Raw genomic sequence first — 18,541 nt, forward strand, 5'->3', positions numbered from 1 at the left:
CAGCAAGGAACACCGACTCTCAAATCGGTACTCCTTGTATGCTAAATACCTGCGCACGTCAAATAGATGAAACATGTTCAGCATAAAAACATCGCCGTTTTTGCGGTGATTTACTCACTGGAAACCAACCGTGGCGTGATAAACACCACTAACTCACGTCGTTCATCTTCTTTTCCGTCATGACGAAATAATTGCCCGAACCAGGGGATATCGCCCAGCAGCGGTACGCTATCCTGTCCCGATTTATTTTTACGGGTAAAGATGCCGCCCAGTGCCAGCGTTTCTCCGCTTTTGACTTCAACCTGCGTTTCGATCTCCTGTTTATCAATCGCCAGCACTTCGCCATCAGCCTGTTGTAGTACTTGCCCCGGCACGTTCTGGCTGATGTGTAATTTCAACCGGATGCGGCCTTTTTGTAACACTGTAGGCGTGACCTCCATTCCCAGTACGGCCTCTTTAAATTCCACCGACGTCGCGCCGCTTTCACCGCTGGAAACCTGATACGGGATCTCGCTTCCTTGTTTAATGCTGGCAGGCTGGAGATGCGAGGCCAGCAGACGCGGGCTGGCGATAATATCCAGTTGCTGTTTTTGTTCGAGTGCGGAAAGCTCCAAATCCAGTAAACGCCCGTTGATGCGCCCAATGTTAAACCCGATATGCGTCGTCGCCGTCGCCACGGAAAGATCGCTTCCAAGTGCGGTCACTTGCCCAACGCCGCCAGCTTGTTGCGCATCTGCCAGCGTCCATTTCACCCCCAATTCCCGCAAACTTTTTTCATTAATAGTGACAATGTGCGCCGACAGTTCAACTTGCCCGACCGGCAAATCCATTTGCGCAACCCACTGTTCCAGCGCAGTTAACGCAGCTTTGTTATCACGTAGCAAAAGGCGATTGGTGCGTTTATCGACGGTCATACTGCCTTTGGCGCTAAGCAACTTCTCCCCTGCTTTCGCCAGCTCTCCGGCATCTGCGTATTGCAGAGTAATATTGCGATTTTCCAGCGGAAGATTCGCCTGCGCCCGCGCCTGTTCAGCCTCCTGACGGGCGATATTGTCATTCTGCCAGGCAACAGAATGCACCGAGAGAATGTTGCCTTCCTGGCGCGTTATCAGCCCGGCGCTTTTCACTACGGTTTGTAGTGCCTGCTTCCAGGGAACGTCAGTGAGATGTAATGACACCGTACCGTTGACGTCAGGCGAGACCACCAGGTTTAACTTTTCCTGTTCAGCCAGTGCCTGTAAAACCTGAGCTACCGGAACATCATCCACCATCAGCGTGACTTTTTGCGGCTTTGCCGCCTGTACGATGGGTATCATGATTATCAGCAGTAGCGCGGCTATCCATTGCTTCATTTTTATCTCCTTGCCGTTGCCACAACCACTGTGGCGGTTCGCAGTTTTTTCCGGTTCTCAGCGTTAATGTTTCTGGCGTCAGTTGAAAAATCGTCCAGCCATTCTCCAGCACATCGTTTTGCTGTACCCGTCGCCATTTCTTTTGGCCATCTTTTATTACGCCAATAACGCGGTCGCCTCGCCCTATTATTCCCTGATAACGCCACTGGCTGAGTTCGCTAATCCGGCATATATCCTCCGACGGTTTAAAAGGGTCACGCATCCCCGTTAAAAGGCATAATGCAACACCCGCCAACAACCAGCGTTTACCCCTCATGTGGCGTCTCCAGTTGTAGCGTGAACAAAAGTTCATCACCTTCCACGCTTAACGAAAAACGGCTCACGCTGACATTGCGTTCTGCCAGGCGTGTAAATGCAGACGGCACCGCTTCCCAAAGCGTTTTCAACGCCAACTCGCCTCCCTGGGCGGACGGGTGCCAGTAAACCAGTTGCGCGCCGGGCAACTGAAAATCCAGCGGCGAAAATGGCAATGTCTTTTCTTCGCTGATGAGAGTGGTATCTACCAGGCGATACAGTGCGACGGATTGCTGGTGATTCGTTGCTCGCAGTCGGGTTAATGCATCGCTCTCTTCCTGGCGTGCCAATGAAAGAAAGAGGAGCGTGAATAACACCAGCAACCAGAGCGTCCACCCAAACAGGCGGATACGGGGTGATGTGGCATACCACCAGTCAAAGAACGTGTTCATCGCTAACTTTCCTTGTTAACCGATACTCAAATTGCCAGCGTCCTTGTGCATCCTGCTGCGTGACCCCACGCTGGTTGAGCTGAAAAGTAGCATCCTGACGAAGTGACGTTTCCAGCGCATTTAACGCGGTAATGTTCGCCGTAAGTCCCTTTACCTCCAGCGTTCCCTGCTGCCAGCTTATCGTGGTCAGCCAGGCGTGCTCCGGTAAAAGCGTCGCCAGTGACTCCAGTGCAGATTGCCAGTCGCGGGTAAATTGTCGCTGGCGCTGACGTTGCAAACGCTGTTCGCGAAATTGTTGGCGCTCCAGCAAACGCGGCTTAGTAACCTGTAAGCCACGGGCAAGTTGCTGTTCTGCCTGAAGTAAAACAGCATCTACGCGAGCTTCGGCGTTGCTTGTCAGACGCAGCATTTGCGTTATCACAACAGCCAACAGCAAAGGAGCAACGAACATCAGCAACCAGAAGCGAAAAAAGGTTGTCCGGCGTTGCTGTCGCCAGGGCAAAAAATTGATTGGCGGATTCATCAGCGCGTCTCCCCAAGCGCCAGACCCAGCGCAATAGCGAAGTCTCCACCAGGCGGCGGTAGCGGCGGCTGACGAACAGAAACCGCGTCCCAGGGGTCAAACCCACCTTCACCACATATCGCGACACTTTCGGGGTCAACAGCTAACGCCGCCGCCAGCTCATTCGCGCTTGTCATCCCTACCGCCAGTTTGCGCCCCCAGCTATAACGCGTCGCCCATAGCCACTGTTCGTTATCACGCCAGGCCAGGCACCGCTGATGAGAGGGTAAAAAAGGCAGGAATCGCTGCAAAGCGCAGGCGTCTGGGGTAATCGCACTAACGTGAACACGCAATCTTTCTGCCAGGGTAAGCAGCGTCGCCAGCTCTTTGCTTTGCGCAGCGGTCACGTTATAAGCAGGGCTTAGCGAATCTTCGCTGTAATCAAAGCGCAGGGAGTCCGGTTCCATATCCAGCTCGCGGGCCATCGTACCTGTCAGCCAGGCCGTTTGCTCCCGTTCACCGAGGGACATCGCCGGACGCGGTATTGCCCTCTGTAACGTGCGGCTGGCAGGAAATGCCAACATAATGTGATGACGGCGCGGCAGTTCACGACTCCACGGTAACAACGTTTTGGCCAGCCGTTCCGCGTCAATAATGCGCCCATCTTTGATAATGTCTGTTGCCAGCGGCAAGCGCCACCAGCGTTGTAAAAAGCATTCTTTAGCGCCACGCACGATAGCAACCGCCACCGCTTCTTGCTGTTGTAAATGCAAACCAATTTGCCAGATCTTAAATGCCATTGTGATGATCTCCTTATCCCCCGTCACTCTGACGGGTATATCAATGCGTCTGGCTTGCCTTTATACTACCGCGCGTTTGTTTATAAACTGCCCAAATGAAACTAAATGGGAAATTTCCAGTGAAGTTCGTAAAGTATTTATTGATCCTTGCAGTCTGTTGCATTCTGCTGGGAGCAGGCTCGATTTATGGCCTCTACCGCTACATCGAGCCACAACTGCCGGATGTGGCGACATTAAAAGATGTACGCCTGCAAATTCCGATGCAGATTTACAGTGCCGATGGCGAGCTAATTGCTCAATACGGTGAAAAACGTCGTATTCCGGTTACGTTGGATCAAATCCCGCCGGAAATGGTGAAAGCCTTTATTGCGACGGAAGACAGCCGCTTCTACGAGCATCACGGTGTTGACCCGGTGGGGATCTTCCGTGCGGCAAGCGTGGCGCTGTTCTCCGGCCACGCATCACAAGGGGCGAGCACCATCACCCAACAACTGGCGAGAAACTTCTTCCTGAGTCCAGAACGCACGTTGATGCGTAAAATTAAGGAAGTCTTCCTTGCGATTCGTATTGAACAGTTGCTGACGAAAGACGAAATCCTCGAGCTTTATCTGAACAAGATTTACCTCGGTTACCGCGCCTATGGTGTCGGTGCTGCGGCACAAGTCTATTTCGGTAAAACGGTCGATCAATTGACGCTGAACGAAATGGCGGTGATTGCCGGGCTACCGAAAGCCCCCTCCACCTTCAACCCGCTCTACTCTATGGATCGTGCCGTTGCGCGACGGAACGTCGTGCTGTCGCGAATGTTGGACGAAGGGTATATCACTCAACAGCAGTACGCTCAGACACGCACTGAGCCGGTTAACGCCAACTATCACGCACCGGAGATCGCCTTCTCAGCGCCGTATCTCACCGAAATGGTACGCCAGGAGATGTATAACCGTTACGGCGAAAGCGCTTATGAAGACGGTTATCGCATTTACACTACCATTACCCGCAAAGTGCAGCAGGCCGCACAGCAAGCTGTACGTAATAACGTTCTGGACTACGACATGCGTCATGGCTATCGCGGCCCAGCCAATGTGCTGTGGAAAGCAGGTGAGTCAGCGTGGGATGACAAAAAGATTACCGATACGCTGAAGGCGCTGCCGACCTATGGTCCGCTGCTGCCTGCCGCGGTCACCCGCGCCAACCCGCAGGAAGCGACAGCAATGCTGGCGGACGGAACATCTGTAACGCTGCGAATGGAAGGAGTGCGCTGGGCGCGGCCTTATCGTTCAGATACTCAGCAGGGACCGACGCCGCGTAAAGTGAGCGATGTTGTGCAAACAGGTCAGCAAATCTGGGTTCGCCAGATGGGCGATGCCTGGTGGCTGGCACAGGTGCCGGAAGTGAACTCAGCGCTGGTATCTATCAATCCACAAAACGGCGCGGTTATGGCGCTGGTTGGTGGCTTTGACTTCAACCAGAGCAAATTTAACCGCGCCACCCAGGCGCTGCGTCAGGTTGGTTCGAATATCAAGCCTTTCCTCTACACCGCAGCGATGGATAAAGGTCTGACGCTGGCAAGTATGTTGAACGATGTGCCGATTTCCCGCTGGGATGCAGGTGCGGGTTCTGACTGGCAGCCGAAAAACTCACCACCGCAGTATGCCGGTCCAATCCGTTTACGCCAGGGGCTGGGTCAGTCGAAAAACGTGGTAATGGTACGAGCGATGCGTGCGATGGGCGTGGACTATGCCGCAGAGTATTTGCAACGCTTCGGCTTCCCGGCACAAAACATTGTCCACACTGAATCGCTGGCGCTGGGTTCTGCTTCCTTCACGCCGCTACAGGTGGCGCGTGGGTACGCAGTGATGGCTAATGGTGGCTTCCTGGTTGACCCCTGGTTTATCAGCAAAATTGAAAACGACCAGGGTGGCGTGATTTTCGAAGCTAAACCGAAAGTAGCCTGCCCGGAATGTGATATTCCGGTGATTTACGGTGATACGCAAAAATCGAACGTGCTGGAAAATAGCGACGTTGAAGATGTTGCTACCTCTCGCTCGCAGCAGAATGTTTCCGTTCCAATGCCGCAACTGGAGCAGGCTAATCAGACATTAGTGGCGAAGACTGGCGCGCCAGAGTACGCACCGCACGTCATCAGCACACCGCTGGCATTCCTGATTAAGAGCGCCCTGAACACCAATATCTTTGGTGAACCAGGTTGGCAGGGCACCGGCTGGCGCGCAGGCCGTGATTTACAACGTCATGATATTGGCGGGAAAACCGGGACAACCAACAGCTCGAAAGATGCGTGGTTTTCGGGTTACGGTCCAGGCGTTGTGACCTCGGTATGGATTGGCTTTGACGATCACCGCCGCAATCTCGGCCACACCACGGCTTCCGGCGCGATTAAAGATCAGATCTCGGGTTATGAAGGTGGAGCGAAGAGCGCGCAGCCAGCATGGGACGCTTATATGAAAGCCGTTCTGGAAGGCGTACCGGAACAACCGCTGACGCCGCCGCCGGGTATTGTGACGGTGAATATCGATCGCAGCACTGGGCAACTGGCCAGCGGCGGCAACAGCCGCGAAGAGTATTTCATCGAAGGTACGCAGCCTACACAGCAGGCGGTGCGCGAGGTGGGAACGACCATTATCGATAATGGTGAGGCGCAGGAATTGTTCTAAAAACGACGCCCGGCAACGTTAATGTTGTCGGGCTTTTTTACTATGGAAGATATCAACGAAAATGGAAATTCACTCCCCTTCTCTTTCAGAGAATTGCAGCGAAATCAGTCGTCAGTTCACCAGGCAATATGCCCCGTTCAGCCTCAACCAGACTGATTTTCTAACCATCAATGGCCTTGTTCTACGAAGATATCATCCAGATAAAGTGCCACGCCTGCACAAAGCGACTCTCTATGACATCATTGCTGTCACGTTTTTCTTGCTATTCCCTGCATCTCTCGTGATTTTAGGGATATTTAATATAGAAATTGAATTATCAGTCTGGAATAACATCACCGATGACCTTCTGTTTATACTCAACAAAAACAAAGTATTAATTATCGTATTTTGGCTACATGGTATGTTTTTTTCAGTAAAGACCTACTGGACAAGGTATAAGCAGAAAAAAGCACAGTCTGATATCTACAATCAAAACGCAATAACGGAAGGATTGAACTTTCAAATCGATGAGACTGGTGTTAAATGCTGGAAAAAATCTGGCACCCACAGCTTTTGTGTCTGGTCAGAGATAAATGACCTTATCCCCTATAAAGATATATTTGTATTGGTTATGAACAAGTCAAGTTTTATATGGCTGAGTGATAAAGAAGAGGAAGCACTGGCGTTTATTCACGAAAAACTCGCCCAGTCACGCCAGCCTGCATAACCAGGGGCTTTACAACCGCCCCTGCCCCTTCAACCACTCACGTACCAGGAACAGCGCACTGACATTGCGCGCTTCGTTGAAATCAGGGTCTTCGAGCAAATCCATCATATGCGCCAGCGGCCAGCGCACTTGCGGCAGCGGCTCTGGCTCATCGCCTTCCAGCGATTCAGGGTAGAGATCCTGCGCCACCACGATATTCATTTTGCTGGAAAAGTAAGACGGTGCCATGCTGAGCTTCTTCAAGAAAGTCAGATCGTTCGCACCAAATCCCACTTCTTCTTTTAGCTCGCGGTTAGCGGCTTCATAGACACTTTCACCGGGGTCAATTAACCCTTTCGAAAATCCTAACTCGTAGGATTCAGTTCCCACTGCGTATTCGCGGATCAAAATCAGGTGATCGTCCACAATCGGCACAATCATCACGGCTTCCCGGTTGGTTGGACGCATTCGTTCATAAACACGCCGCACGCCGTTGCTGAACTCCAGATCCACGCTTTCGACGGTAAACAATCGGGAACGGGCTACAGTTTCAACATTCAGAATGGTGGGTTTTTGTAATGATTTGCTCATCGTGGAATCTATGCTGTGAAATCAGCAGTTATTGTGCGATATCGGACACGCTTTCGGCAATGTGAATTGCATGTTATTTACATTTACGTAACCTAATAAATAATCATTCTCAAATCAAATAAAAAGTCAATAGGTTGAAATAAGTCCAGGAATTTGCTGATATTCCGCCCTCAGAGGGTTTGCTATGATCAGCGGTTACTGGGATGCGCTTAATGATGCTCAAGTTCAACTCCACGCTTGCCGATAGCCAACCGCAGAATCCTATATTGTGTCCAGGATGCGACTAACCACACCTGACAAATTAAGTAAGATGGGGAAAGCATGAGCACCATTGTGATTTTTTTAGCTGCTTTGCTGGCCTGCTCACTACTTGCAGGATGGCTGATAAAAGTACGCTCCAGGCGACGTCCACTGTCCTGGGCTAACGCCTTCGCTGATGCGCAAACGCGCAAACTCACTTCTGAAGAACGTAGCGCCGTTGAAAATTATCTCGACAGTCTGACGCAGGTTTTGCAGGTTCCCGGCCCAACGGGTGCCAGCACGGCTCCTGTTTCTCTGACCCTGAACGCCGAAAGCAACAACGTCATGATGTTGACGCACGCCATCACGCGTTATGGCATTTCTACCGACGATCCAAACAAATGGCGTTACTATCTCGATTCGGTGGAAGTCCACCTGCCCCCGTTCTGGGAGCAGTACATCAACGATGAAAATACCGTTGAACTGATCCATACCGATTCGCTGCCGCTGGTTATTTCACTCAACGGTCATACGCTGCAAGAGTACATGCAGGAAACTCGCGGCTATGCGTTACAGCCAGTCCCGTCAACGCAGGCGTCTATTCGCGGAGAAGAAAGCGAACAAATTGAATTACTCAATATTCGCAAAGAAACGCACGAAGAGTATGCGCTTAGTCGCCCGCGTGGGCTGCGTGAAGCGTTACTGATTGTCGCCTCCTTCCTGATGTTCTTTTTCTGCCTGATTACCCCGGATGTCTTTGTTCCGTGGCTGGCTGGTGGCGCATTACTGCTGCTGGGAGCAGGTCTGTGGGGGCTATTTGCGCCGCCGGCAAAATCATCCCTGCGGGAGATCCACTGTCTGCGTGGTACGCCGCGTCGTTGGGGATTATTTGGCGAAAACGATCAGGAACAAATCAACAATATCTCGCTCGGTATTATCGACCTGGTCTATCCCGCGCACTGGCAGCCTTATATTGCCCTGGATCTGGGGCAGCAAACGGATATCGATATCTACCTTGATCGGCATGTGGTACGCCAGGGACGCTATCTTTCGCTGCATGACGAAGTGAAAAACTTCCCGCTGCAACACTGGCTACGCAGTACGGTTATCGCTGCCGGATCGCTGCTGGTGCTGTTTATGCTGCTGTTCTGGATCCCCCTGGATATGCCGCTGAAATTCACCCTCTCCTGGATGAAAGGCGCGCAGACCATTGAGGCCACCAGCGTTAAACAACTGGCAGATGCCGGAGTACGTGTAGGCGATACCTTACGTCTTAGCGGTACAGGGATGTGTAATATCCGCACTTCCGGAACCTGGAGCGCGAAAACTAATTCACCGTTTTTGCCATTTGACTGCTCGCAGATCATCTGGAATGACGCCCGTTCATTGCCATTACCAGAGTCTGAACTGGTCAACAAGGCCACGGCACTGACCGAGGCAGTAAACCGCCAGTTGCACCCGAAACCGGATGATGAATCTCGCGTCAGCGCCTCATTGCGTTCAGCAATTCAGAAATCCGGCATGGTACTGCTTGATGACTTTGGCGACATTGTGCTGAAGACGGCTGATCTCTGTGCTGCCAAAGATGATTGTGTACGGTTGAAAAATGCGCTGGTAAATCTCGGCAACAGTAAGGACTGGGACGCACTGGTAAAACGCGCCAACGCCGGAAAACTCGACGGTGTCAATGTGTTACTCCGCCCGGTGAGTGCAGAATCACTCGATAACCTGGTGGAAACCTCTACAGCACCATTCATCACTCATGAAACGGCGCGAGCGGCGCAATCACTGAATAGCCCGGCACCGGGAGGATTCCTGATTGTCAGCGACGAAGGCAGTGATTTAGTCGATCAACCGTGGCCTGCGGTTTCGCTTTATGATTATCCGCCACAAGAGCAGTGGAACGCCTTCCAGAAGCTGGCACAAATGTTGATGCATACGCCTTTTAACGCCGAGGGGATCGTCACCAAAATTTTCACCGACGCCAACGGCACGCAGCATATCGGCCTGCACCCCATCCCGGATCGCTCCGGACTGTGGCGCTATCTGGGCACGACATTGCTGTTGCTAACGATGCTGGGCAGCGCCATCTATAATGGCGTGCAGGCCTGGCGGCGATGCCAACGTCACCGTACCCGTATGCTAAAAATTCAGGAATACTACGAAAACTGCCTGAATTCGAAACTGCTGACATCTTCAGAAAGCCTCATCGAATAACACGTTTGCGCGGCAGGTTATGCTACCCTGTCGCGCAAATTGCTTCACTCTGGAGATTCCCCCATGCATATCAACATTGCCTGGCAGGACGTAGACACCGTTCTGCTGGATATGGACGGCACACTGCTCGACCTCGCTTTCGATAACTATTTCTGGCAAAAGCTGGTGCCCGAAACCTGGGGCGCGCAGAACGGTGTCACGCCACAAGAAGCGATGGAATATATGCGCCAGCAATATCACGACGTGCAGCATACGCTAAACTGGTACTGTCTTGATTACTGGAGTGAGCAACTGGGCCTGGATATTTGCGCGATGACCACCGAAATGGGGCCACGCGCCGTGCTGCGTGAAGATACCATTCCGTTTCTTGAAGCTCTGAAAGCCAGCGGCAAGCGGCGAATTTTGCTCACTAACGCCCATCCGCACAATCTGGCGGTAAAACTCGAGCATACCGGTCTGGACGCACACCTTGATTTATTACTTTCCACCCACACATTTGGTTATCCGAAAGAGGATCAGCGGTTATGGCATGCGGTGGCCGAAGCTACGGGTCTGAAAGCTGAAAGAACGCTGTTTATTGATGACAGCGAAGCGATTCTCGACGCTGCCGCGCAATTTGGTATTCGTTACTGCCTCGGCGTTACTAATCCCGACTCAGGGATTGCTGAAAAACAGTATGAGCGCCATCCGTCACTGAATGACTACCGCCGCCTGATCCCCTCGCTAATGTGAAGGAGACGCCATGAAAGAAAAACCTGCTGTTGAGGTTCGACTGGATAAATGGCTATGGGCCGCCCGTTTTTATAAAACCCGCGCGCTGGCCCGCGAAATGATTGAAGGCGGTAAGGTGCATTACAACGGGCAGCGCAGCAAGCCGAGTAAAGTCGTCGAACTGAATGCCACGCTCACACTGCGCCAGGGAAATGACGAGCGAACAGTAATTGTGAAGGCGATTACTGAGCAGCGTCGCCCCGCCAGCGAGGCGGTCTTGCTGTATGAAGAGACTGCGGAAAGTGTAGAGAAACGCGAAAAAATGGCGCTGGCACGTAAACTTAATGCCTTAACCATGCCGCACCCGGACCGACGCCCGGACAAAAAAGAGCGCCGCGACCTGTTACGATTTAAACACGGCGACAGTGAATAACTGTCACCTGCAAGAGAGATGATTATGCCGCAACATGACCAATTACATCGCTATCTGTTTGAAAACTTTGCCGTGCGCGGCGAACTGGTAACCGTTTCGGAAACCCTGCAACAGATCCTTGAGAATCACGATTATCCGCAGCCGGTGAAAAACGTGCTGGCAGAACTGCTGGTCGCAACCAGCCTGCTGACCGCTACACTGAAGTTTGATGGTGATATCACCGTGCAACTACAAGGCGACGGCCCGATGAATCTGGCGGTCATCAACGGAAACAACAAACAGCAGATGCGCGGCGTCGCACGCGTGCAGGGCGAAATTCCAGAAAATGCCGATCTGAAAACGCTGGTCGGTAACGGTTATGTGGTAATTACCATTACGCCGAGCGAAGGCGAACGCTATCAGGGCGTCGTTGGTCTGGAAGGTGATACCCTGGCAGCTTGCCTGGAAGATTACTTTATGCGTTCTGAACAGTTGCCGACGCGCCTGTTTATTCGCACCGGCGAAGTAGATGGTAAGCCTGCCGCTGGCGGCATGCTGTTGCAGGTGATGCCTGCGCAAAATGCCCAGCAGGATGACTTCAATCACCTGGCGACACTGACCGAAACCATCAAAACCGAAGAACTGCTGACCTTACCGGCAAACGAGGTTTTGTGGCGTTTGTATCACGAAGAAGAAGTGACGGTTTACGATCCGCAGGATGTTGAGTTCAAATGCACCTGCTCGCGTGAACGTTGCGCCGACGCGCTGAAAACGCTGCCGGATGAAGAAGTAGATAGCATCCTGGCGGAAGAAGGCGAAATTGACATGCATTGTGATTACTGTGGTAACCACTATGTGTTCAATGCGATGGATATTGCCGGGATCCGCAACAACGCATCTCCGGCAGACCCGCAGGTTCATTAATTAGTAAATCCGGCAGAGACAACTCTGCCGGATTTTTTGTCTTAATAGCCTGATGCGCTGTGCTTATCAGGCCTACGGTATAAATCGCAAGTTATTGTAGGTCAGATAAGGCGTTCGCACCGAATCCGGCAAAAATCAGATGCGCGTTGTCACTCATTCAGATTCAAATCCAGCGTTTCACCATCCACCGTAAGATCGCGCCACGCTTTAGGCTTCGTCCCCAGTTTTCCCTCCTTCGCAGCAGTGAGTAATTTTTCTTTCGTTATTTCGCGCGGAAGTAAACTCATCGTAAGCTCTTGCCATTCTTTCTTGTCAGGATCAAAGCCATAAACAATATATCTTTCACTATTAAAAGCGAAAAGAATCCCCTCTGCCCTGCCATCACTATTCAGATCTTGCTCAACCAGTACACAGGCGTCTTTTTCAATACATATCATCGCGTTATAGAGATTTTTCATCACTGCCGACCAGAATGTCGCATCCGGTTTGCCAGAACCTGGGGCAATTAATACATTATCGGCTAATGCTTTTTCCGATATCCGCTGCTGAAGACGCAGGACTCCATCAAACGCCATAAGCAGACTCCGTCTGCGTTTCGGGTCTTTCATATACTCGACATCGCTTTTCAGCGACTCGAGCGCCGCACGTCCATAGCGACCGCTCTGTTCGAGCATGTAGATACTCACCTGGTCTGGCGTGTTTTTGCCGCTCTGATAACGCGCCATATGACTGTTCACGCTAATGCGCATACTGTCCAGCACTGGAGAATTAAGCAATACCAGTATCACCAGCACCAGCAACGAAACCGCAAGATTCACTTTACCCTGAAGAACAAGGGGATTTTGCCCTTTACGCCAGACAATACTGACAAAATATCCCAGCGACCAAACCAGTAACACCACCACAGCCAGCGCACCATGCAAGCGTTCGGCAGTCCAGCCGTACTGAGCAACCCGCAACCATAACGCCCAGGCGGCAATCAGCACATACAGCGGCGTAACCAGCAGAGCGGTTTTAATCAGGTAACGCAACGGGCCAGCCCAGGGAATTGATGCTTTTTGCGGATCGCGGACAACGGCCATTAAAAGCAGTTGCAAAAAGGCCAGCGTCAAAAGCAACCCAGCGGCAGAGATATGGCGAGAAATCGCATTCAGGCCCGCAAACGGCAGGGTGATAATAAACAGCAGCGTCAGCAATGACACCAACGGCAGTAAACCCGTGGCAATTAACGTGAACAACTTTTGAATTGAGTCAATTAAACGTGACTGTGTCCGCGCCAGGATCACCGCCAGCGCAGTAACCAGCCCCAGCGTAAGATAAATAAACCAGTCGGTTGAAAAAAAGAGCGTTTTGAAAAACGTGATGCCAACAAGTTTAAATAACTCACTCCACAGTAAAAGCACCAGCCACGTCAGGCCATTGGTGATAAAAATCACTAATAATACAAGTACGTTATGCCATACCGACTGGTAAAAATAGCTATAGCGGGTAATGTCATTGTGCACACGCAGGCTCTGTTGTATCCACGGCAGCAACATCACTCCCATCAACAGCAGATAACAACCAAAATCCCAAAGCGCCTTTTCCGCTCTCCAGGGACTCATGCCATCAATTTGCCACTTCAGCCAGCCGCTCATCCCGAGAGTGGCAATCAACACTATCGCCAACCATCCCCAAAGTCGCTTCTGTTTGAAGGACACCACGGTGAAGAGTAAAACAGATGAAAGCGCCAGGGTCGCAGGCACGCCATAGACAATCCAACTGTTATTTTTTCCGGCAAGCCAGGTTATCAGCAAGTAGCAAACCAGCCCCTGGAGTAATCCGGTAGCAACCATTCCCCAGCGTGTTACGGGTAAAAGTTCAACGTTGTCCATGTTGGTATCCAGATTCGAAAGGAGAGTTAATTATCGCATCCAGGCAGGACTAATTTGCTTTTTTCAGAAAATAATCAAAAAAAGTTAGCGTGGTGAATCGATACTTTATCTATTGAATTTTCATCAGTTTCATAAATGAATGCGATTACGCTCACAATATCCCTGCCATATAAACCAATTTTTAACCTTTTAAGAACATTTTCCACACCGGGAATGCTATTTCTGCGATAATAGCAACCGTTTCGTGACAGGAATCACGGAGTTTTTTGTCAAATATGAATTTCTCCAGATACGTAAATCTATGAGCCTTGTCGCGGTTAACACCCCCAAAAAGACTTTACTATTCAGGCAATACATATTGGCTAAGGAGCAGTGAAATGCGCGTTAACAATGGTTTGACCCCGCAAGAACTCGAGGCTTATGGTATCAGTGACGTACATGATATCGTTTACAACCCAAGCTATGATCTGTTGTATCAGGAAGAGCTTGATCCAAACCTGACCGGTTATGAGCGCGGGGTGTTAACTAACCTGGGTGCTGTTGCCGTCGATACCGGGATCTTCACCGGCCGCTCACCAAAAGATAAGTATATCGTCCGTGACGATACTACCCGCGATACCTTCTGGTGGGCCGACAAAGGCAAAGGTAAGAACGACAACAAACCTCTCTCTCCGGAAACCTGGCAGCATCTGAAAGGCCTGGTGACCAAACAGCTTTCCGGCAAACGCCTGTTTGTCGTTGACGCTTTCTGTGGCGCTAACCCGGACACTCGCCTTTCCGTGCGTTTCATCACCGAAGTGGCCTGGCAGGCGCATTTCGTCAAGAACATGTTTATTCGCCCGAGTGATGAAGAGCTGGAAGATTTCAAACCAGACTTTATCGTCATGAACGGCGCGAAGTGCACCAACCCGCAGTGGAAAGAACAGGGTCTGAACTCTGAAAACTTCGTTGCGTTTAACCTGACTGAGCGCATGCAGTTGATTGGTGGCACCTGGTACGGCGGTGAGATGAAGAAAGGGATGTTCTCAATGATGAACTACCTGCTGCCGCTGAAAGGCATTGCCTCCATGCACTGCTCCGCCAACGTTGGCGAGAAAGGCGATGTTGCGGTGTTCTTCGGCCTTTCCGGCACCGGTAAAACCACCCTTTCCACCGACCCGAAACGTCGCCTGATTGGCGATGACGAGCACGGCTGGGATGATGACGGCGTATTTAACTTCGAAGGCGGCTGCTACGCGAAAACCATCAAGCTGTCGAAAGAAGCAGAACCCGAAATCTACAACGCCATCCGTCGCGATGCGCTGCTGGAAAACGTCACCGTGCGTGAAGATGGCACTATCGACTTTGATGATGGTTCAAAAACCGAGAATACCCGCGTTTCTTATCCGATCTATCATATCGAAAACATCGTTAAGCCAGTCTCCAAAGCGGGCCACGCGACTAAAGTGATCTTCCTGACCGCAGATGCTTTTGGCGTACTGCCGCCGGTTTCTCGCCTGACTGCCGATCAAACCCAGTACCACTTCCTCTCAGGCTTCACCGCCAAACTGGCCGGTACTGAGCGTGGCATCACCGAACCGACGCCAACCTTCTCTGCCTGTTTCGGCGCGGCATTCCTGTCGCTGCACCCGACTCAGTACGCAGAAGTGCTGGTGAAACGTATGCAGGCGGCGGGTGCGCAGGCATATCTCGTTAACACCGGCTGGAACGGCACTGGCAAACGTATCTCCATTAAAGATACCCGCGCCATTATCGATGCCATCCTGAACGGTTCGCTGGATAACGCAGAAACCTTCACCCTGCCGATGTTTAACCTGGCGATCCCAACCGAGCTGCCGGGCGTAGACACGAAGATCCTCGATCCGCGTAACACCTACGCTTCCCCGGAACAGTGGCAGGAAAAAGCTGAAACGCTGGCGAAACTGTTTATCGACAACTTCGATAAATACACCGACACCCCTGCGGGTGCCGCGCTGGTCGCTGCTGGCCCGAAGCTGTAATCAGTTAAGTTAAGAGACAAAAGCCCCCGTTTCGCAAGATACGGGGGATTTTTTATAGTAGAAAGGAAGCATCAATGAGCTACGATTTAATGGTGTTTGAACGTAGTGCAGCCCCACAAGATCCGGCTGTTTTTATGGAATGGTATGAGAAGCAAACTTCATGGAGTGAACAACACGACTACAATAATTCAGAAATAAGCAGCCCCGCCCTTAGAAATTTTTACTCAACTCTGATTCAAACCTTCCCTAATTTAAATGGGCCGGATGCCCCCGATGACGAACAGTTCGATAAGCTGGATGAGTCAGGATTAGATGTTTATTTGACCGACTATTCAATTGGAAAAAATATTATCTATATGGCATTTAGCTGGTCTGTAGCAGATGACGCATTGAAAAAAGTTCGTGAAATAGCTCACCTTCATCAAGTTGGTTTTTGCAATGTAAGTAGCAATATGGAAGTTGAATAATCTTATCAACACGATGAGTCTATATTCTCGTGTTGTGAGCATAATGTATTAGAAGCGAAAAAAACGGGAGGCTCATCGCCTCCCATTTTTTTACCCTTCTTTTGTCGTGCCCTGCGCTCGCGTGACCGGTACAGGCAACCAGGCGCGAATGGAAAGCCCGCCTCGCTCGCTGGTGCCGAGCTCCAGCATCCCGTTATGGTTATCGATGATACGCTGCACAATTGCCAGCCCTAACCCCGTTCCGCTAATGGTGCGCGCGCTGTCGCCGCGGACAAACGGCTGGAATAAGTGCTTACGCTGCTCTGGTTCAATACCAGGACCATCATCTTCCACCTGGAACCAGGCGCGATTCGGCTCCGTACCACTACTGACTTTAATCCAGCCATTGCCGTAACGGGCGGCGTTCACCACCATATTTGCCACTGCGCGTTTGATGGAGAGCGGATGCATTTTTACTTCAATGCTGCCCGGCTCAAGCGCGGTTTCAATTTCCCGCTCATAGCCACTTTCCGCAGCAATCACCTCACCAAGCACGGCATTAAGATCGGCCAACTCCATCGGCATCTCCTGCCCGGTGCGTAGATAGTCGATAAATTGCTCAATGATGGCATTGCACTCTTCGATATCCTTGTTGATCGATTCCGCCAGGTAGCCATCCTGCTCACTCATCATCTCCGTTGCCAGGCGAATACGCGTCAGCGGCGTGCGCAGGTCATGACTCACCCCTGCCATCAACAACGTGCGGTCATCCGCCAGTTGCTTGACACCAGCCGCCATATGGTTGAAGGCACGGGTAACCGAACGCACCTCCGAAGCACCATATTCACGCAGCGGCGGAGGAATAATCCCCTTACCCACCTGCAAAGCCGCATGTTCGAGATCGACTAACGGTCGGTTCTGAATACGAATAAACAGCCACGCGCCGCCTATCGCCAACAGCATTATCGCCAGCGTATAGCGGAACAGCGGGGAGAAATCACCCTGATGAATTTCGGTCAGCGGCACACGCACCCAGATATTGGGCGACAGCCAGGTTTTCAGCCAGACGACAGGCGAGCTTTTGTTGACCTCGACGCGAACTTCCGTCGGACCGCCCAGTTGCTGCGCCATCTGATGGCTTAAGAATTCATAGTGTTGCGCCCAACGCAGCCCGGCCTCTTCGGCAGCTTCGTTGGAATAGAGAGAGATCCCCAGCTCACGGTAGATCTCCCGACGAAAAGCGGGAGGCACAACCAACTGCGTGCCGTCCTCCAGTTGCAGTTTGTCGGTCATCAACATACGTACTTCGTATGCGAGGACTTTATTAAACTGCTGAAGGCTCGGCAAAATCGCGAAGTTCAGTACCACCAGGTAAGTCGTCACCAGGCTGACGAACAGCAAGGTGACGATGAGCAATAACGTGCGGGCAAATGAACTTCGTGGCGAGAAGCGCAATCGCCTCATGCTTTAGAACCGTCCGGCACGAAGACGTAGCCCAGACCCCAGACGGTCTGAATGTAACGTGGGTGCGCCGGATCTTCTTCCACCATGCGGCGCAGACGCGAGATCTGCACGTCGATGGAGCGTTCCATTGCGGAATATTCACGTCCACGGGCAAGGTTCATCAATTTATCGCGGGAGAGCGGCTCACGCGGATGACTGACCAGCGCCTTCAGTACCGCAAATTCACCGCTGGTGAGCGGCATCGGCTCATCTTCACGGAACATTTCGCGCGTACCGAGGTTAAGTTTGAACTTACCGAAAGCAATTACCGCTTCTTCCTGCGACGGCGCGCCCGGCAACTCGTTCGCCTGACGACGCAGTACCGCACGAATACGAGCCAGCAGTTCACGTGGGTTAAACGGTTTCGGAATGTAATCGTCAGCGCCAATCTCCAGGCCAACGATACGGTCAACTTCTTCCCCTTTCGCCGTCACCATAATGATCGGCATCGGGTTACTCTGGCTACGAAGACGTCGGCAAATCGACAAGCCATCTTCACCAGGTAACATCAAATCCAGTACCATAAGATGGAAAGATTCACGGGTGAGCAGGCGATCCATCTGTTCTGCATTAGCGACGCTTCGAACCTGGAAGCCTTGTTCGGTGAGATAACGCTCCAGCAGCGCGCGCAGGCGCATGTCGTCATCGACCACCAGAATCTTGTAGTTCTCTTGCATTGTTTATACTCCCAAAGGTTCGCAACAATTTGTAAGCGTGTATTCTTAAAAAAGCTTACGTTCGTCACCAGCTAAATCTGGTATAAATTTCAGCCTAAATTGTTACAAAGCATATTAAACAGCAGTTTAAGTATACAATTTATTCGGCGGAACATTATTGATTCTGTTGATATGATCACGTTATACCCA

General features: G+C 51.5%; 17 protein-coding genes. 8 read left to right on the forward strand and 9 right to left on the reverse strand.

The genetic code is table 11. The features are described 5' to 3' along the window. Positions 1–110 precede the first annotated feature (110 nt). From hofQ to hofM, 5 genes are read right to left on the reverse strand one after another with little or no spacing between them, the layout of a single operon-like run. Positions 111–1,352, reverse strand: coding sequence for a DNA uptake porin HofQ (hofQ, locus tag A31E_RS06280; protein ID WP_071990327.1), 1,242 nt, complete (start codon positions 1,350–1,352; stop codon positions 111–113). Further along, entirely contained in the window at positions 1,261–1,668 is a 408-nt protein-coding gene (locus tag A31E_RS06275) for a HofP DNA utilization family protein (protein WP_016249278.1), read from the reverse strand. Before A31E_RS06275 ends, hofQ begins: the two co-directional genes overlap by 92 nt. Then, positions 1,658–2,098, reverse strand: a complete 441-nt coding sequence (locus tag A31E_RS06270) for a HofO family protein (protein ID WP_001517223.1) — start codon at positions 2,096–2,098, stop codon at positions 1,658–1,660. The genes A31E_RS06275 and A31E_RS06270 overlap by 11 nt, the downstream gene beginning before the upstream one ends. Beyond that, complete coding sequence (locus A31E_RS06265; RefSeq protein ID WP_016249279.1) at positions 2,082–2,621, reverse strand: PilN domain-containing protein; 540 nt, start codon at positions 2,619–2,621, stop codon at positions 2,082–2,084. The genes A31E_RS06270 and A31E_RS06265 overlap by 17 nt, the downstream gene beginning before the upstream one ends. Continuing rightward, positions 2,621–3,400, reverse strand: a complete 780-nt coding sequence (gene hofM, locus A31E_RS06260; RefSeq protein WP_000874538.1) for a DNA utilization protein HofM — start codon at positions 3,398–3,400, stop codon at positions 2,621–2,623. Before hofM ends, A31E_RS06265 begins: the two co-directional genes overlap by 1 nt. 119 nt (positions 3,401–3,519) lie before the next feature. On the opposite strand from hofM, the gene mrcA reads away from it, so the two are divergent. Next, positions 3,520–6,072, forward strand: coding sequence for a peptidoglycan glycosyltransferase/peptidoglycan DD-transpeptidase MrcA (mrcA, locus tag A31E_RS06255; protein ID WP_001517225.1), 2,553 nt, complete (start codon positions 3,520–3,522; stop codon positions 6,070–6,072). Positions 6,073–6,133: 61 nt separating this feature from the next. Further along, on the forward strand, positions 6,134–6,778 hold the full coding sequence (locus A31E_RS06250; protein WP_016249280.1) for a hypothetical protein: 645 nt from the start codon (positions 6,134–6,136) through the stop codon (positions 6,776–6,778). 9 nt (positions 6,779–6,787) lie between these two features. Here A31E_RS06250 and nudE read toward each other — a convergent pair whose 3' ends face one another. Beyond that, a complete protein-coding gene (gene nudE, locus A31E_RS06245; protein WP_000045743.1) occupies positions 6,788–7,348 on the reverse strand; it encodes an ADP compounds hydrolase NudE in 561 nt (186 codons plus the stop codon). Between the two features lie 321 nt (positions 7,349–7,669). Between nudE and igaA the strand changes: the two genes are divergently transcribed. The 4 genes from igaA to hslO all read left to right on the forward strand — a co-directional run bounded on the left by igaA (position 7,670) and on the right by hslO (position 11,852). Beyond that, positions 7,670–9,805: an intracellular growth attenuator protein IgaA gene (igaA, locus tag A31E_RS06240; RefSeq protein ID WP_016249281.1), complete on the forward strand. Its 2,136-nt coding sequence runs from the start codon at positions 7,670–7,672 to the stop codon at positions 9,803–9,805. 63 nt (positions 9,806–9,868) lie between these two features. Beyond that, positions 9,869–10,537, forward strand: a complete 669-nt coding sequence (gene yrfG, locus A31E_RS06235; protein WP_000547898.1) for a GMP/IMP nucleotidase — start codon at positions 9,869–9,871, stop codon at positions 10,535–10,537. 10 nt (positions 10,538–10,547) lie between these two features. After that, positions 10,548–10,949, forward strand: a complete 402-nt coding sequence (hslR, locus tag A31E_RS06230) for a ribosome-associated heat shock protein Hsp15 (protein ID WP_000660493.1) — start codon at positions 10,548–10,550, stop codon at positions 10,947–10,949. Between the two features lie 24 nt (positions 10,950–10,973). Continuing rightward, the gene (hslO, locus tag A31E_RS06225; RefSeq protein ID WP_001517230.1) at positions 10,974–11,852 is read left to right on the forward strand and encodes an Hsp33 family molecular chaperone HslO; all 879 of its coding nucleotides are present in this window, start codon (positions 10,974–10,976) and stop codon (positions 11,850–11,852) included. A 149-nt stretch (positions 11,853–12,001) separates the two neighbouring features. Here the strand turns inward: hslO and A31E_RS06220 are convergent, their stop codons facing one another. Then, positions 12,002–13,726 (reverse strand): DUF4153 domain-containing protein, encoded by a 1,725-nt coding sequence (locus A31E_RS06220; RefSeq protein ID WP_016249282.1) that lies wholly within the window; start codon positions 13,724–13,726, stop codon positions 12,002–12,004. Positions 13,727–14,103: 377 nt separating this feature from the next. Here A31E_RS06220 and pckA point away from each other — a divergent pair, with 377 nt between their 5' ends. Continuing rightward, positions 14,104–15,726, forward strand: coding sequence for a phosphoenolpyruvate carboxykinase (ATP) (pckA, locus tag A31E_RS06215; protein WP_001517232.1), 1,623 nt, complete (start codon positions 14,104–14,106; stop codon positions 15,724–15,726). Positions 15,727–15,800: 74 nt separating this feature from the next. Beyond that, on the forward strand, positions 15,801–16,193 hold the full coding sequence (locus tag A31E_RS06210) for a hypothetical protein (RefSeq protein WP_016249283.1): 393 nt from the start codon (positions 15,801–15,803) through the stop codon (positions 16,191–16,193). 90 nt (positions 16,194–16,283) lie between these two features. On the opposite strand, the gene envZ is transcribed toward A31E_RS06210, so the two are convergent. Both envZ and ompR read right to left on the reverse strand, forming a co-directional pair. Beyond that, positions 16,284–17,636: a two-component system sensor histidine kinase EnvZ gene (gene envZ / locus A31E_RS06205; RefSeq protein ID WP_001253702.1), complete on the reverse strand. Its 1,353-nt coding sequence runs from the start codon at positions 17,634–17,636 to the stop codon at positions 16,284–16,286. Continuing rightward, on the reverse strand, positions 17,633–18,352 hold the full coding sequence (gene ompR / locus A31E_RS06200) for an osmolarity response regulator transcription factor OmpR (protein ID WP_001157751.1): 720 nt from the start codon (positions 18,350–18,352) through the stop codon (positions 17,633–17,635). Before ompR ends, envZ begins: the two co-directional genes overlap by 4 nt. Between the last annotated feature and the right edge of the window lie 189 nt (positions 18,353–18,541).

It is taken from the genome of Escherichia sp. KTE159 (genome assembly GCF_000408805.1).
In the GTDB taxonomy this organism is placed as follows: Bacteria; Pseudomonadota; Gammaproteobacteria; order Enterobacterales; family Enterobacteriaceae; genus Escherichia; species Escherichia marmotae.

Excerpts from the sequence above, each read along its gene's own strand:
- hofQ (WP_071990327.1), bottom strand. The coding sequence starts at position 1,352 with ATGAAGCAATGGATAGCCGCGCTACTGCTGATAATCATGATACCCATC.
- A31E_RS06275 (WP_016249278.1), bottom strand. The coding sequence starts at position 1,668 with ATGAGGGGTAAACGCTGGTTGTTGGCGGGTGTTGCATTATGCCTTTTA.
- A31E_RS06270 (WP_001517223.1), bottom strand. The coding sequence starts at position 2,098 with ATGAACACGTTCTTTGACTGGTGGTATGCCACATCACCCCGTATCCGC.
- A31E_RS06265 (WP_016249279.1), bottom strand. The coding sequence starts at position 2,621 with ATGAATCCGCCAATCAATTTTTTGCCCTGGCGACAGCAACGCCGGACA.
- hofM (WP_000874538.1), bottom strand. The coding sequence starts at position 3,400 with ATGGCATTTAAGATCTGGCAAATTGGTTTGCATTTACAACAGCAAGAA.
- A31E_RS06250 (WP_016249280.1), top strand. The coding sequence starts at position 6,134 with ATGGAAATTCACTCCCCTTCTCTTTCAGAGAATTGCAGCGAAATCAGT.
- nudE (WP_000045743.1), bottom strand. The coding sequence starts at position 7,348 with ATGAGCAAATCATTACAAAAACCCACCATTCTGAATGTTGAAACTGTA.
- igaA (WP_016249281.1), top strand. The coding sequence starts at position 7,670 with ATGAGCACCATTGTGATTTTTTTAGCTGCTTTGCTGGCCTGCTCACTA.
- yrfG (WP_000547898.1), top strand. The coding sequence starts at position 9,869 with ATGCATATCAACATTGCCTGGCAGGACGTAGACACCGTTCTGCTGGAT.
- hslR (WP_000660493.1), top strand. The coding sequence starts at position 10,548 with ATGAAAGAAAAACCTGCTGTTGAGGTTCGACTGGATAAATGGCTATGG.
- hslO (WP_001517230.1), top strand. The coding sequence starts at position 10,974 with ATGCCGCAACATGACCAATTACATCGCTATCTGTTTGAAAACTTTGCC.
- A31E_RS06220 (WP_016249282.1), bottom strand. The coding sequence starts at position 13,726 with ATGGACAACGTTGAACTTTTACCCGTAACACGCTGGGGAATGGTTGCT.
- pckA (WP_001517232.1), top strand. The coding sequence starts at position 14,104 with ATGCGCGTTAACAATGGTTTGACCCCGCAAGAACTCGAGGCTTATGGT.
- A31E_RS06210 (WP_016249283.1), top strand. The coding sequence starts at position 15,801 with ATGAGCTACGATTTAATGGTGTTTGAACGTAGTGCAGCCCCACAAGAT.
- envZ (WP_001253702.1), bottom strand. The coding sequence starts at position 17,636 with ATGAGGCGATTGCGCTTCTCGCCACGAAGTTCATTTGCCCGCACGTTA.
- ompR (WP_001157751.1), bottom strand. The coding sequence starts at position 18,352 with ATGCAAGAGAACTACAAGATTCTGGTGGTCGATGACGACATGCGCCTG.